The organism is Burkholderia catarinensis, from assembly GCF_001883705.2.
Classification (GTDB): domain Bacteria; phylum Pseudomonadota; class Gammaproteobacteria; order Burkholderiales; family Burkholderiaceae; genus Burkholderia; species Burkholderia catarinensis.
In genome coordinates this window covers 1-13,213 of record NZ_MDEQ02000034.1, presented here as the reverse complement: position 1 = coordinate 13,213, position 13,213 = coordinate 1, and the positions used below count along the sequence as shown (strand labels likewise).

Here is a 13,213-nt window from a genome sequence, read left to right as displayed (position 1 = left end):
CGGAGCACACGATGATGACCTATGCGCATGCGACGACCGCGTCGCTCGATATTGCCTATCTCGAATGGAACCGGCGCGGCGAACGCGTGGCCGTGCTGCTGCACGGCTGGCCGGACAGCCCGGTCGGCTGGGGCGCCGTGGCCGAGGCGCTCGCCGCACGCGGCTACCGCGTGCTCGCGCCCGCGCTGCGCGGCTTTGCGCCCACGCGCTTTCGCGATGCAGCCGTGCCGCGCAGCGGCCAGCTCGCGGCGCTCGGACGCGACCTGCTCGAATTCGTCGATGCGCTCGGCGTCGAGCGGCCCGTGGTGGTCGGGCACGACTGGGGCGCCCGGGCGGCCGCGAACGCGTGCGGGCTGCGCGACGGCGCCGCATCGCATCTCGTGATGCTGTCGGTGGGCTATGGCACCAACGATCCCGGTCAGCCGCTGTCGCTGCAGCAGGCGCGCAACTACTGGTATCACTGGTTCATGGCGACGCCGCGCGGCGAGCAGGCGTTGCGCGACGATCGCCGCGCGTTTGCCCGCTTGATGTGGGACACGTGGTCGCCGCCGGGCTGGTATCGCGACGGCGATTTCGAGGCTGCCGCCGCCGCGTTCGACGGGCCCGACTGGATCGATGTCGTGCTGCATTCGTACCGGCATCGCTGGGGATTCGCGCCGGGTACGCCGGCCTATGCCGACGACGATGCGCGGCTGAACCCGGCGCCGGTGCTGTCGGTGCCGACGCTCGTGCTGCACGGCGGCGCGGACACCTGCAATCATCCGGACGGTTCGGCCGGGCGGGAGCGGTTCTTTGCGGGACGCTACGCGCGGCAGGTGCTGGACGGGGCGGGCCACTTTCCGCAGCGCGAGGCGCCGGCGGCGGTCGCGGACGCGATCCTCGGGTTCTGCGAGCGCGGCTGACGCGCGCCGGCCGGCCCGCCGCGCAGGCGCTTACCCGGCGGCGCGGGGCGCGAGCAGGTCGTCGAGGCCGAGGTTGCGGAACATCTCGCGGCGGATGCGATCGCCGACGCGGAACACCTCCTCCGCGCCGTCCTGCGACGGATCGACAAACACACGGTACGGGCGCTTGCCGGCCGGAGCTGCGACGATGCCGGCAATCGCCGTCGCGACGGCGCCGGCATCGGCATCCGCGGGTTCGAGGGCGGCGAGGCCCCGCAGCGCCTGGTCGGCGACACCCGCGTAGGGGCCGCTGTCGTAGGCAGCCTGAACGGCGGCATCGGCCGGCTTGCCCGCGTGGGCGAAGTGATTCGTGCCCTTGGTGAAGGCGCCCGGCACGACGATCGACGTCTCGATGCCCCAGCGGGCCAGTTCGGCGGCGTAGGACACCGCGAGCGAATCCATCGCGGCCTTCGCGGCGAAGTAGGGCGCGAGGAACGGCGGCGTACCGCCGCGCGCGGACGAGGACGACACCCAGACGAGCAGGCCGCGGCCCTGGCTGCGCAGGTGCGGCAGCGCCGCACGGTTCACGCGCTGGGTCGACACGACGTTGATGTCGTAGAGCTGTGCCATCTGCCCGGGCGTGAATGCTTCGGCCGCGCCGAACACCATATGGCCGGCATTGTGGACGACGACGTCGAGGCGGCCGCTGTCCGCGATCACGCGATCGATGGCGGCAGCGACGGACGCGTCGTCGCCGACGTCGAGTTCGACGGTGTGCAGGTCAACGCCGTGTTCGTGCGCGTAGGCGGCGATGGCGGCGACGCGCGGCGCGTTGCGACCGGCGCTTTCGCGCATCGACGCGTAGACGGTATGGCCGGCGCGGGCGAGCGCCTGGGCCGTCAGCAGGCCGAAGCCGCTGGATGCGCCCGTGACGAGAATGACTTCCTTCATGATCGATCTCCGGCAATAGGGGGGGCGGGCCGCGACGGGCGGTCCGTTCGTGCGGGTTGTCAGCACATGCCGCCGTTGGCGCGCAGGACCTGACCGTTGACCCACGTACCGTCGGGGCCGGCGAGGAACGCGACGACGCCGGCGATGTCCTCGGGCTGGCCGAGCCGCTCCAGCGGGTTCGTCTTCGCCATCCGGTCGATGAGTTCGGGGCTCTTGCCGTGCAGGAACAGCTCGGTCGCCACCGGCCCCGGCGCGACGGCGTTCACGCTGATGCCGCGACCGCGCATCTCCTGGGCGAGCACCTGCGTCATGCCCTCGACGGCCGCCTTGGTCGCGATGTACATGCCGTAGGTCGGCAGGCGCATGCCGATCACGCTCGACGTCAGGTTGACGATGCGGCCGCCGTCGCGCACGCGCTTTGCCGCCTCGCGGCAGACGTTGAACGCGCCCTTCAGGTTGATCGCGACGGTCTGGTCGAAGGTAGCGTCGTCGAAGTCGGCGATGGCGGCGAGTTTCATGATGCCCGCGCTGTTGACGACCACGTCGACGCGGCCGAACGCCTGCTCGGCCGCGTCGAACAGCGCGGCCACCGCCGCCGGATCGGCGACGTCCGCCTGCACCGCGACGGCTTCGCCGCCGCCGGCGACGATCGCGTCGACCACTTCCCGGGCGGGGCCGGCGCCGCCGGCATAGTTCACGACGACCCTGAAACCGTCCCGGGCGAGACGGCGTGCGATTTCCGCGCCGATGCCGCGCGACGAGCCCGTGACGAGGGCGACCTGTTCCGATGTGCTCATGTCCTGCTCCTTGTTTCGTAGGTGCCGTGCGATCCGGCGACAGGACTCAATGTAGGCTTCCTCGATAAATAAAAATAATGAATAATGATCAGATCAAGAATGACTAAAAGTATGTCTTATGGCATTCGACAGCAGGCTCCTGAGCGGTATTGGCGTGCTCTCGGCGGTGATCGAGGCCGGCACGTTCGCGCGCGCGGGCGAGGCGATGGGGTTGACGCAGCCGGCGGTGAGCCGTGCCGTTGCCCGGCTGGAGGAGCGCGTCGGCATCCGGATCTTCAACCGGACGGCGCGTGCGATCACGCTGACCGATGAAGGCCGGCGCTTTTACGAGGCGGTCGCGCCGCTGCTGGCCGGCATCGAGGAGGCGGCGGTCGACGCCGGCCAATCGAAGGCACGCGTCAGGGGGCGGCTGCGCGTCAACGTCGACGCGACCTTCGGTCATTACGTGCTGGCGCCGAGGATGGCGGAATTTCTCGACCGCTTCCCCGACCTGTCCGTCGAGATCAGCGTGCGCGACCGGATGGGCGACCTAGTCGCCGACGGATTCGACGTGGCGGTGCGTTTCGGCGTTCCGGAACCGTCGTCATACCGCGCGCGGCTGCTGCTCGAGACGCGCGTGCTCACCTGCGCGTCGGCGGCCTATGTCGCACGTCGCGGCGAACCGCGGCATCCGCGGGATCTTGCAGACGGGCATCGTTGCGTATTGATCCGCGATCCGGTGACGGGGCGGCCGTTCGAATGGGAATTCCATCGCGGCAACGAGGTGGTGCCGTTCGATGCCGCCGGCCGGCTGATGGTCAACGATACGGGCATGCTGCTCGGCGCGTGCCTTGGCGGCGCGGGGATCGCGCAGCTGCTGGAACTCTATGCGCGCGACATCGTGGCCGACGGGCGGCTGGTGCTGCTGCTGCCGGAGTGGGCGGACGAGACATTCCCGCTCTACGCGTATCACCACGCGTCCAATCTCGTTGCCGCGAAGGTGCGCGCGTTTCTCGACTTCGTGCGGGAGTTGATGGCCTGAGCCGGCACGGCGGAAGAAGGCGGGCGGGTGGCCCGGCGGTCTTCCCGTCGGTTCATTCGGTGCGATGCGGGATATTGTCCGGGAACGGGTAGGGGGCGTGCGGCCCCGGCCAGTCCGGCACCGGCGGCGCGCTCAGCACATCGCATCCGCCCAGCATGAGCGCCAGCGCCATGGCGAGCACGCCGCGGCAGATCGGGCATGAAATCATGTGCATGGGCATGGCGTGCCTCCGTGCCGCACATCTCCGTGATGCTTGGACCGTTGCGCAGGGGCATGCGTTGCGGTACGCGCGGCAAAAACAAAAAACCCGCGAAGCAGCGAGCTTGCGCGGGTTTCGACAGGTGCAGCGCATGACGCTGCGAATTCTGGTGCCCAGGGCCGGAATCGAACCGGCACGCCTTGCGGCGGGGGATTTTGAGTCCCCTGCGTCTACCAATTTCACCACCTGGGCTTGATGCTGGCCGCGCATGCGAGCGTGCGCGGCGAAACGCGGATTATGGCTGAAATCCCGACGCCGGGCAAGCCGCCCGGGCGCCGGCCGCGCACGTCACTGGCTCAGGTAGACGAACCGGCCCTGCCTGACGATCCCCATCACGCTCGCACGCTGATCGAGCCCCACATGATCCTTGTCGCTCGTGTTGACGACGCCGTTCGGCACGACGAGCTCGTGCGCGCGTTCGAGCTCGCGCCGCAGCGCCGCGCGGAACGCGGGCGTGCCGGGCTGCGCGGTCTTCAGCGCGCGGCCGACCGCGTCGGCGAGGCGCGGGTAGGCGCCTGCCGCGTCGCCCGCGAACTGCGTGACCGTGCCGGCGCCGTACCTTGCCTCGTACGCATCGACGAACGCGAGCGCGGCCTTGCGGGCCGGATGGTCGGCCGGCAGCGTGTGCGCGACGACCACCGGCTGGGTCGGGAACAGCGTCCCGTCGACGTCCTTGCCGCCGAGCTTGATGAATTCCGGTGTCGCGATCCCGTGCGTCTGGTAGACCGGGCCCTTGTAGCCGCGCTCGATCAGCGTGCGCTGCGGCAGCACGGCCGGCGTGCCCGAGCCCGCGATCAGGATCGCGTCGGGCTTCGCCGCGATCAGCTTCAGCGCCTGGCCCGTGACGCTCGCGTCGGTGCGGTTGAAGCGCTCGGTCGCGACGACGCGGATCTTGCGCAGGTCCGCAAAGCGCGTGAACTCGTTCAGCCAGCTGTCGCCGTAGCTGTCCGCGAAGCCGATGAAGCCGACCGTCTTCACGCCGTGGTTCGCCATGTAGCGCGTCATCACGTCGGCCATCGCGCGGTCGCTCTGCGCCATCTTGAACGCCCAGGTCCGCGCGCCTTCCTGCGGCTCGACGATCGCGCCGGAGCCGACCAGCGTGATCATCGGCGTCTGCCCGGCGGCCACCGCGTCGAGTGCCGCGAGCGCGGCCGGCGTGATGTTCGGCCCGACCACGACGTCGACGTGATCCTCGTCGACCAGCTTGCGGATGTTGCGCACCGCGATGCCCGGGTCGGACGCATCGTCGAGCACCGTCACCTGCACGGGCTGCCCGGCGATCGTCTTCGGCCACATCAGGATCGCGTTCTTGCTCGTGATGCCGATCGCGGCGGCCGGGCCGGTCGACGACAGGTCGACGCCGACCTTCAGGTCGGCATGCGCGCTCGCGCAGGCCAGCATGAGGGCGCCGGCGGCGGCGCGGCGCAACAGGGCGGGAAGCGTCATGCGGGGATCTCCGTCAGGCAGCAAAAAGGGGTGCCAAGTCCCCTCGGGGGGCTGGCGCGACGCGACAGGTCTGGGGACGCTTCAGGAAAACACCGGGCCGTCCCAAGTTTTCCGCCCCGCAGGAAGTCCCCTTGGGGGCTGACCCCCTCGGGAGGCCTGGCGCGACGCGACAGGTCTGGGGGCGCTTATCAAAGCTCGTACGATTCGGATTCGCCCTTGAGTGCCTGCTCGATCAGCTTGCGGTTCAGCGTCGGCGACAGCAGTTCGACGAGCGTATACACATAGCTGCGCAAATAGGCGCCCTGCTTGAGCGCGACGCGCGTCACGTTGCTGCCGAACAGGTGGCCGACCGGGATCAGCCGCAGGTTGCGGTCGCGCTCGGGATTGAACGCGATGTCGGCCATGATCCCGACGCCGAGGCCGAGTTCGACATAGGTCTTGATCACGTCGGCGTCGATCGCCTCGAGGACGATGTCCGGCGACAGCCCGCGCAGCGCGAACGCATGGTTGATCTTCTTGCGGCCCGCGAACGCGTTGTCGTACGTGATCAGCGGGTATTGCGCGAGATCGTCGAGCGTCGGCGGCTTGCGTTCGAGCAGCGGATGGTCGGCCGGCACGACGGCCGCGTGATGCCACTGGAAGCAGGGCAGCGACACGAGTTCCTTGTAGTCGGAGATCGCCTCGGTCGCGATCGCGAGATCGGCCTGGTCGTGGATCACCATCTCGGCGACCTGCGTCGGGCTGCCCTGCAGGATCGACAGGTGCACCTTCGGGAAGCGCTTCTTGAACTCGGCGATCGCGGCCGGCAGCGAGTAGCGGGCCTGCGTGTGGGTCGCTGCGATGGTCAGGTTGCCCTGGTCCTGCGCTGCATAATCCTTCCCGACCCTTTTAAGGCTTTCAACCTCCTGCAGGATCCGCTCGACCGATGCGAGAATGATCCTGCCCGGCTCGGTGAGCGAGCGCACGCGCTTGCCGTGCCGCGTGAAGATCTCCACGCCCAGCTCGTCCTCGAGCTCGATGATCGCCTTCGATACCCCCGGTTGCGACGTGTAGAGCGCCTTGGCGGCCTCGGTGAGGTTGAAATTCTGCCGGACGGCCTCGCGCACGAAGCGAAACTGGTGCAGGTTCATTTATAACCCTTCCGCATATCAACAGAATTTTTTAGTCGTTTGAAATATAAGGCGAGTTTATTACGATTCACCGGAGTTTTTCAAATATGGATATCTGTTTTCGTCATTAGCAATCCACCCGGCAGCGGCTGGCGGCGGTGACGGCGGAACGGAGATTCGGGCGCGACGTGGCTAGGACGTCGCGCGGTCACCACGAAAACCCTGGGGTCCCCGAATGTATCAGTACGACCAATACGACCAGACGATCGTCGACGAGCGTGTCGCGCAGTACCGCGATCAGGTGCGCCGCCGGCTGTCGGGCGAGTTGAGCGAAGACGAGTTCCGTCCGCTGCGTCTGCAGAACGGCCTGTACATGCAGCGCCACGCGTACATGCACCGCATCGCGATTCCGTACGGCAACCTGCGCAGCGACCAGCTCCGGATGCTGGCACGCATCGCCCGCGAACACGACCGCGGCTACGGTCACTTCTCGACCCGTTCGAACATCCAGTTCAACTGGATCGAGCTGGAAGACTCGCCCGAAATCCTCGCGAAGCTCGCGTCGGTGCAGATGCACGCGATCCAGACGTCGGGCAACTGCATCCGCAACATCACGGCCGACCAGTTCGCAGGCGTCGCCCAGGACGAGGAGATCGATCCGCGTCCGTGGGCCGAGGTCCTGCGCCAGTGGTCGACGTTCCATCCCGAATTCGCATGGTTGCCGCGCAAGTTCAAGATCGCGGTGTCGGGCTCGAAGCACGACCGCGCGGCCGTGCAGATCCACGACCTCGGCGTGTACCTGAAGAAGAACGCGCAGGGCGAAGTGGTCGCGAGCATCCTCGCGGGCGGCGGTCTCGGCCGTACGCCGATCGTCGGCGCGGTGATCAAGGAAGACCTGCCGTGGCAGCACCTGATCACGTACTGCGAAGCCGTGCTGCGCGTGTACAACCGCTACGGCCGTCGTGACAACCTGTACAAGGCGCGCATCAAGATCCTCGTGAAGGCGCTGTCGCCGGCGAAGTTCGCGCAGCAGGTCGAGGAAGAGTGGCAGCACCTGAAGGACGGCCCGTCGACGCTCACGCAGGCCGAGCTCGACCGCGTGTCGCAGTACTTCACGCCGCCCGTCTACGAGAAGGTGGCCGACACCGACGCGTCGTTCGAACAGCACCTGCTCGAGAACAAGGCGTTCGCGCGCTGGGTCGAGCGCAACGTCGCGCCGCACAAGGTGCCGGGCTATGCAGCCGTCACGCTGTCGCTGAAGGATCACCGCGTGGCGCCGGGCGACGCGACCGACCAGCAGATGGAACTGGTCGCCGACTGGGCCGACGCTTACTCGTTCGGCGAGCTGCGCGTGTCGCACGAGCAGAATCTGATTCTCGCGAACGTGAAGAAGCGCGACTTGTTCGCGCTGTGGGAAAAGGCGAAGGCGGCCGGTTTCGCGACGCCGAACATCGGCCTGCTGACCGACATCATCGCGTGCCCGGGCGGCGACTTCTGCTCGCTCGCGAACGCCAAGTCGATCCCGATCGCGCTGGCGATCCAGCAGCGTTTCGACGATCTCGACTATGTGTACGACCTCGGCGACCTGTCGCTGAACATTTCCGGTTGCATGAACTCGTGCGGTCATCACCACGTCGGCAACATCGGCATCCTCGGCGTCGACAAGGACGGCGCCGAGTGGTACCAGGTGTCGCTCGGCGGCGAGCAGGGCACGGGCCGGAACGGCGCGCGCCTCGGCCGCGTGATCGGGCCGTCGTTCTCGGCGGAAGAAGTGCCCGACGTGATCGCGAAGCTGATCGACACGTTCGTCGATTCGCGCATCGACGGCGAGCGCTTCGTCGACACGTACGACCGCATCGGCATCGCGCCGTTCAAGGAGCGCGTGTATGCGGCGCGCCAGGCAGTGAACGCGTAACCAACCGGGTAGAGGGAATTTGCAGATGGCTTCGATTATCAAGAACCGCGCAGTGATCGACGACGCATGGCAGGTCGTGCGCGCGGCGGAAGACGGTACGCTGCCCGTGGTCGACGCGTTGCCGGCCGGCAAGGTGCTGGTGCCGTTCGCGTTGTGGCAGGCAGAGCGCGCGGCGCTCGTCGCCGCGAAGACGAAGGACGAACTCGGCGTGTGGCTCGCGCCGGACAGCGAACCGGCCGGTCTCGTGGACGATTTCGGCGCGATTTCGCTGATCGCCGTCGAGTTCCCGCGCTTCGCGGACGGCCGCGGCTACAGCATCGGGCGCCTGCTGCGCGAGCGCCACGGCTGGACGGGCGAGCTGCGCGCGATCGGCGACGTGCTGCGTGACCAGTTGCTGTACATGTCGCGTTGCGGCTTCGACGCATTCGCGGTGCGGGCCGACAAGGACATCCACGACGCGCTGAATGCCTTCACGGAATTCACGCAGCGTTACCAGGGCGCGTTCGACGAGCCGGCGCCGCTGTTCCGCCGCCGCGCGGCCGCGGCCGACGCCAAGGTGAGCGCATGAGCACCGCGACCACCACCGCCACCGCGCTGACGCCGGAACTCGCCGCGAAGGTCGAGCGCCTCGACGCGCTGCTCGCGCAGATCGGTGCACGTCACGAGAAAGTGAAGTTCGCGAGCAGCCTCGCGGCGGAAGACATGCTGCTGACGCATGCGATCCTGTCGAAAGGGGTGTCGATCGGCATCTTCTCGCTGAACACGGGCCGGCTGCACGCGGAAACGCTCGGCATGATCGATCGCGTGCGCGAGCGCTACGGCTACGAGATCGAGCAGTTTCATCCGCAGCAGGATGCGGTCGACCAGTACGTTGCCGAGCACGGCCTGAACGCGTTCTACGAGAGCGTGGAGCTGCGCAAGTCGTGCTGCCACATCCGCAAGGTCGAGCCGCTGAACCGTGCGCTGTCGGACGTCGGCGCATGGGTCACGGGCCAGCGCCGCGAGCAGTCGGTCACGCGTGCGGAGCTGCACGAGGAAGAACAGGACGAGGCGCGCGGGATCGCGAAGTACAATCCGCTCGCCGACTGGACGGAAAGTGACGTGTGGGCGTACCTCAAGGCGTTTGACGTGCCGGTGAACCCGCTGCATGCGCGCGGCTACCCGAGCATCGGCTGCGAGCCGTGTACGCGAGCGATCCGCCCCGGCGAGGACAGCCGTGCGGGCCGCTGGTGGTGGGAGTCGCGCGACACGAAGGAATGCGGCCTGCACATCGCGATCACGCCGATTCCTGCGACAGCCGAAGCCGGCGCCACGCACTGAGCCACTTGCAAAAATACTGAATCTTGCGCTGCCCGGAAAGCGGGCGGCACGAACCCGGAAGAGAAGGACTGAAATCATGAGCACGACGCTCGAGCAATCCGCCTTTGCCCCGCCCACCGGTGCCGACAGCCGCATGGGCCACCTCGACTGGCTCGAAGCCGAGTCGATCCACATCCTGCGCGAACTGGTCGCCGAATGCAGCAAGCCGGCGCTGTTGTTCTCGGGCGGCAAGGATTCGGTCGTCGTGCTGCATCTCGCGCTGAAGGCGTTCGGCCTCGGCGCGAACCGCAAGACGACGCTGCCGTTCCCGCTCGTGCACATCGACACGGGGCACAACTACGACGAAGTGATCGACTTCCGCGATCGCCGCGCGCAGGAGCTCGGCGCCGAGCTGGTCGTCGGCCACGTCGAGGATTCGATCAAGCGCGGCACGGTCGTGCTGCGCCGCGAAACCGATTCGCGCAACGCCGCGCAGGCCGTCACGCTGCTCGAGACGATCGAGCAGCACGGCTACACCGCGCTGATCGGCGGCGCGCGCCGCGACGAAGAGAAGGCGCGCGCGAAGGAACGCATCTTCTCGTTCCGCGACGAATTCGGCCAATGGGATCCGAAGGCGCAGCGCCCGGAACTGTGGAGCCTGTACAACGCACGCCTGCACAAGGGCGAGCACCTTCGCGTGTTCCCGATCTCGAACTGGACCGAGCTCGACGTGTGGCAGTACATCGCGCGCGAGAATCTCGAACTGCCGTCGATCTACTACGCGCACCAGCGCGAGATCGTGCGCCGCAACGGGCTGCTCGTGCCCGTCACGCCGCTCACGCCGATGCGTGACGGCGAGACGAGCGAGCTCGCGCAGGTGCGCTTCCGCACGGTCGGCGACATCAGCTGCACGTGCCCGGTCGAGAGCGACGCGGACGTCGTCGAGAAGATCATCGCCGAGACGGCGGTGACCGAGATCACCGAGCGCGGCGCGACCCGGATGGACGACCAGGCCTCCGAAGCCGCGATGGAACAGCGCAAGAAGCAAGGTTATTTCTGAAGCACACGAGGACATTCACATCATGAGCATCATCGAGAACAACGAAGACCTCGGCGTGCTGCGCTTCATCACCGCGGGCAGCGTCGACGACGGCAAGAGCACGCTGATCGGCCGCCTGCTGTACGACAGCAAGGCCGTGCTGTCCGACCAGCTGTCCGCGCTGTCGCGCGCGAAGAACAAGCGTACGGTCGGCGACGAGCTCGACCTCGCGCTGCTGACCGACGGTCTCGAAGCCGAGCGCGAGCAGGGCATCACGATCGACGTCGCGTACCGCTATTTCGCGACGGCGAAGCGCAAGTTCATCATCGCCGACACGCCGGGCCACGAGCAGTACACCCGCAACATGGTGACGGGCGCATCGACCGCGCACGCGGCGATCATCCTGGTCGACGCGACGCGCGTGACGGTCGAGAACGGCGTCGCGGACCTGCTGCCGCAAACGAAGCGCCACAGCGCGATCGTCAAGCTGCTCGCGCTGCAGCACGTGATCGTCGCGATCAACAAGATGGACCTCGTCGACTACAGCGAGGCGCGCTTCAACGAGATCCGCGACGCATACGTCACGCTCGCGAAGCAGCTCGGCCTGGCCGACGTGCGCTTCGTGCCGGTGTCGGCGCTGAAGGGCGACAACATCGTCGGCGCGAGCGAGCGCATGCCGTGGTACGCGGGCGAGCCGCTCCTCGACGTGCTCGAAGCGCTGCCGGTCGAGACCCAGGCGCATGACGCGCTGCGCTTCCCGGTGCAGTGGGTCGCGCGCCAGGACGGCAGCTCGGCCGACGATTTCCGCGGCTACATGGGCCGGATCGAGTCGGGCGAGGTGAAGGTCGGCGACGAGATCGTCGTGCTGCCGTCGAACCGCACCGCAACGGTCGCCGAGATCGTCGCGCCGGTGCCGGGCGGCACCGCGTCCATCGCGCACGCGTTCGCGGGCCAGACGGTGACGATCCGTCTCGAGGAGGATGTCGACGTGTCGCGCGGCGACATGTTCGTGACGACGGCCGAACCCGTCGAGCCGGCCAAGAAGCTCGAGGCCGATCTGTGCTGGTTCGACGAAACGCCGCTGTCGACGCAGCGCAAATACCTGCTGAAGCAGACCACGAGCACGGTGTTCGCGAAGATCGGTGCGGTCAGGCAGGTGCTCGACGTGCATACGCTGTCGCACGCGACCGACCGCCAGGAACTGAAGATGAACGACATCGGCCGCGTCGCGCTGACGCTGCAGAAGCCGATCGTCTGCGACACGTACGACGCGCATCCGGGCACGGGCGCGTTCGTGCTGATCGACGAGGCGACGCACCACACGGTCGCCGCCGGCATGATCCGGGCATTTTCGGCGTAACCGGCGAACCGTGCCGCCATCCGGCGGCGCGGGCCGGCCGCCGCCGTAGCAGCGACCAAGCGAAGCGACAAACATGGGCAAGGTGTATCTGATTGGAGCAGGGCCGGGCGCGGCCGACCTCATCACGGTGCGCGGCGCGCGGCTGCTCGAGCAGGCGGACGTCGTGCTGCACGACGCGCTCGTCGAGCCCGCGATGCTCGACTACGCGCCGAACGCGCGCCGGATCGCGGTCGGCAAGCGCTGCGGGCAGCGCTCGACCGCGCAGCACTTCATCAACAAGCAGATCGTCGATGCGGCGCGCGAGCATGCGTGCGTCGTGCGGCTGAAGGGCGGCGACCCGATGCTGTTCGGTCGTGCGGAAGAGGAAATGCGCGCGCTCGAGGCGGCCGGCATCGACTACGAGGTCGTGCCGGGCATCACCGCGGCGCTGGCCGGCGCGGCGACGCTGAAGCGTTCGCTGACGTTGCGCGGCGTGTCCCGCAGCGTCGCGTTCGCGACACACAGCCGTGCGCCGGGCAGCGACGAGATCCGCGAAGCCGCGCGCGCCGATTCGATCGTCTACTACATGGGCCGCGACAGCGCGCCCGGCATCGCGCAGGAGCTGATCGACGCCGGCCGTGCGCCGGCGACGCCCGTGGCGATCGTCGAGGCGTGCAGCACCGCGCGTGAGCGCTCGCTGACGCTGACGCTCGCGCAGATGGCGGCGGGCGACGCGCAGGCGTGGCTCGATCCCGCACAACCGAGCCTGCTGATGATCGGCGACGCGTTCGCCGAGCGCGCACGGCACGCGAAAGCGGGCGATCCGCTGCAGGATGCCGCCTGAGCGGGATTCGGCCGCAGTCCGAAACGAAAAAAGCGCTGGCGGAAGCCGGCGCTTTTTCTTTGTGTGTGACCCGTCCTGAAATAGGTTGACACTTTTTCGCCGAAACGAAGAGGTGCCAAGTGGAGCAAGGGATCAAGCGGACCCAGCGGGACTACAGTCTGGCTTTTAAGCTGTCGGTGGTGACGCAGGTCGAAAAAGGCGAGCTGACGTACATAGAGGCGCAGCGACGCTACGGAATTCAGGGACGCTCGACCGTACTGGTATGGTTACGTAAGCACGGCTTGCAGGATTGGGCCGATCCATCCGGGCGTGC

Annotated in this window: 13 protein-coding genes, 1 tRNA gene and 1 pseudogene; 9 read left to right on the top strand and 6 right to left on the bottom strand. The window is 67.8% G+C overall.

From position 1 onward, the window contains the following. Positions 1-11: 11 nt before the first annotated feature. Positions 12-902 carry an alpha/beta fold hydrolase gene (locus tag BFF94_RS33300; RefSeq protein WP_219140302.1) on the top strand — a complete coding sequence of 297 codons (891 nt, stop codon included), beginning with the start codon at positions 12-14 and terminating at the stop codon, positions 900-902. A gap of 30 nt (positions 903-932) precedes the next feature. Here BFF94_RS33300 and BFF94_RS33295 read toward each other — a convergent pair whose 3' ends face one another. Together BFF94_RS33295 and BFF94_RS33290 are read right to left on the bottom strand one after the other, a co-directional pair. Further along, positions 933-1,832 carry an SDR family oxidoreductase gene (locus BFF94_RS33295; RefSeq protein ID WP_128843166.1) on the bottom strand — a complete coding sequence of 300 codons (900 nt, stop codon included), beginning with the start codon at positions 1,830-1,832 and terminating at the stop codon, positions 933-935. A 59-nt stretch (positions 1,833-1,891) separates the two neighbouring features. Beyond that, complete coding sequence (locus BFF94_RS33290) at positions 1,892-2,629, bottom strand: SDR family oxidoreductase (RefSeq protein ID WP_219140301.1); 738 nt, start codon at positions 2,627-2,629, stop codon at positions 1,892-1,894. A gap of 118 nt (positions 2,630-2,747) precedes the next feature. Here BFF94_RS33290 and BFF94_RS33285 point away from each other — a divergent pair, with 118 nt between their 5' ends. Further along, positions 2,748-3,650, top strand: coding sequence for a LysR family transcriptional regulator (locus BFF94_RS33285; RefSeq protein WP_128843167.1), 903 nt, complete (start codon positions 2,748-2,750; stop codon positions 3,648-3,650). Positions 3,651-3,702: 52 nt separating this feature from the next. Here the strand turns inward: BFF94_RS33285 and BFF94_RS33280 are convergent, their stop codons facing one another. The 4 genes from BFF94_RS33280 to BFF94_RS33265 form a co-directional block, all read right to left on the bottom strand. Then, complete coding sequence (locus tag BFF94_RS33280; protein ID WP_164497730.1) at positions 3,703-3,870, bottom strand: hypothetical protein; 168 nt, start codon at positions 3,868-3,870, stop codon at positions 3,703-3,705. 146 nt (positions 3,871-4,016) lie between these two features. Continuing rightward, a tRNA-Leu gene (locus BFF94_RS33275) sits at positions 4,017-4,101 on the bottom strand. Between the two features lie 96 nt (positions 4,102-4,197). Then, positions 4,198-5,355: an ABC transporter substrate-binding protein gene (locus BFF94_RS33270; protein WP_219140300.1), complete on the bottom strand. Its 1,158-nt coding sequence runs from the start codon at positions 5,353-5,355 to the stop codon at positions 4,198-4,200. A 188-nt stretch (positions 5,356-5,543) separates the two neighbouring features. Further along, on the bottom strand, positions 5,544-6,485 hold the full coding sequence (locus tag BFF94_RS33265) for a CysB family HTH-type transcriptional regulator (protein ID WP_128843168.1): 942 nt from the start codon (positions 6,483-6,485) through the stop codon (positions 5,544-5,546). A gap of 214 nt (positions 6,486-6,699) precedes the next feature. Between BFF94_RS33265 and BFF94_RS33260 the strand changes: the two genes are divergently transcribed. From BFF94_RS33260 to BFF94_RS33230, 7 genes and pseudogenes are all read left to right on the top strand, one after another. Beyond that, positions 6,700-8,379, top strand: a complete 1,680-nt coding sequence (locus BFF94_RS33260) for a nitrite/sulfite reductase (protein ID WP_128843169.1) — start codon at positions 6,700-6,702, stop codon at positions 8,377-8,379. Between the two features lie 25 nt (positions 8,380-8,404). Continuing rightward, complete coding sequence (locus BFF94_RS33255) at positions 8,405-8,947, top strand: DUF934 domain-containing protein (protein WP_219140299.1); 543 nt, start codon at positions 8,405-8,407, stop codon at positions 8,945-8,947. Next, a complete protein-coding gene (locus BFF94_RS33250) occupies positions 8,944-9,699 on the top strand; it encodes a phosphoadenylyl-sulfate reductase (protein ID WP_128843170.1) in 756 nt (251 codons plus the stop codon). Before BFF94_RS33255 ends, BFF94_RS33250 begins: the two co-directional genes overlap by 4 nt. A gap of 76 nt (positions 9,700-9,775) precedes the next feature. Then, positions 9,776-10,738, top strand: coding sequence for a sulfate adenylyltransferase subunit CysD (gene cysD, locus BFF94_RS33245; protein WP_128843171.1), 963 nt, complete (start codon positions 9,776-9,778; stop codon positions 10,736-10,738). 22 nt (positions 10,739-10,760) lie between these two features. Continuing rightward, positions 10,761-12,077: a sulfate adenylyltransferase subunit 1 gene (locus BFF94_RS33240; RefSeq protein ID WP_128843172.1), complete on the top strand. Its 1,317-nt coding sequence runs from the start codon at positions 10,761-10,763 to the stop codon at positions 12,075-12,077. Positions 12,078-12,150: 73 nt separating this feature from the next. Further along, complete coding sequence (cobA, locus tag BFF94_RS33235) at positions 12,151-12,900, top strand: uroporphyrinogen-III C-methyltransferase (RefSeq protein WP_219140298.1); 750 nt, start codon at positions 12,151-12,153, stop codon at positions 12,898-12,900. Positions 12,901-13,019: 119 nt separating this feature from the next. After that, positions 13,020-13,213, top strand: a pseudogene (locus tag BFF94_RS33230) (IS3 family transposase); the annotation flags it as partial.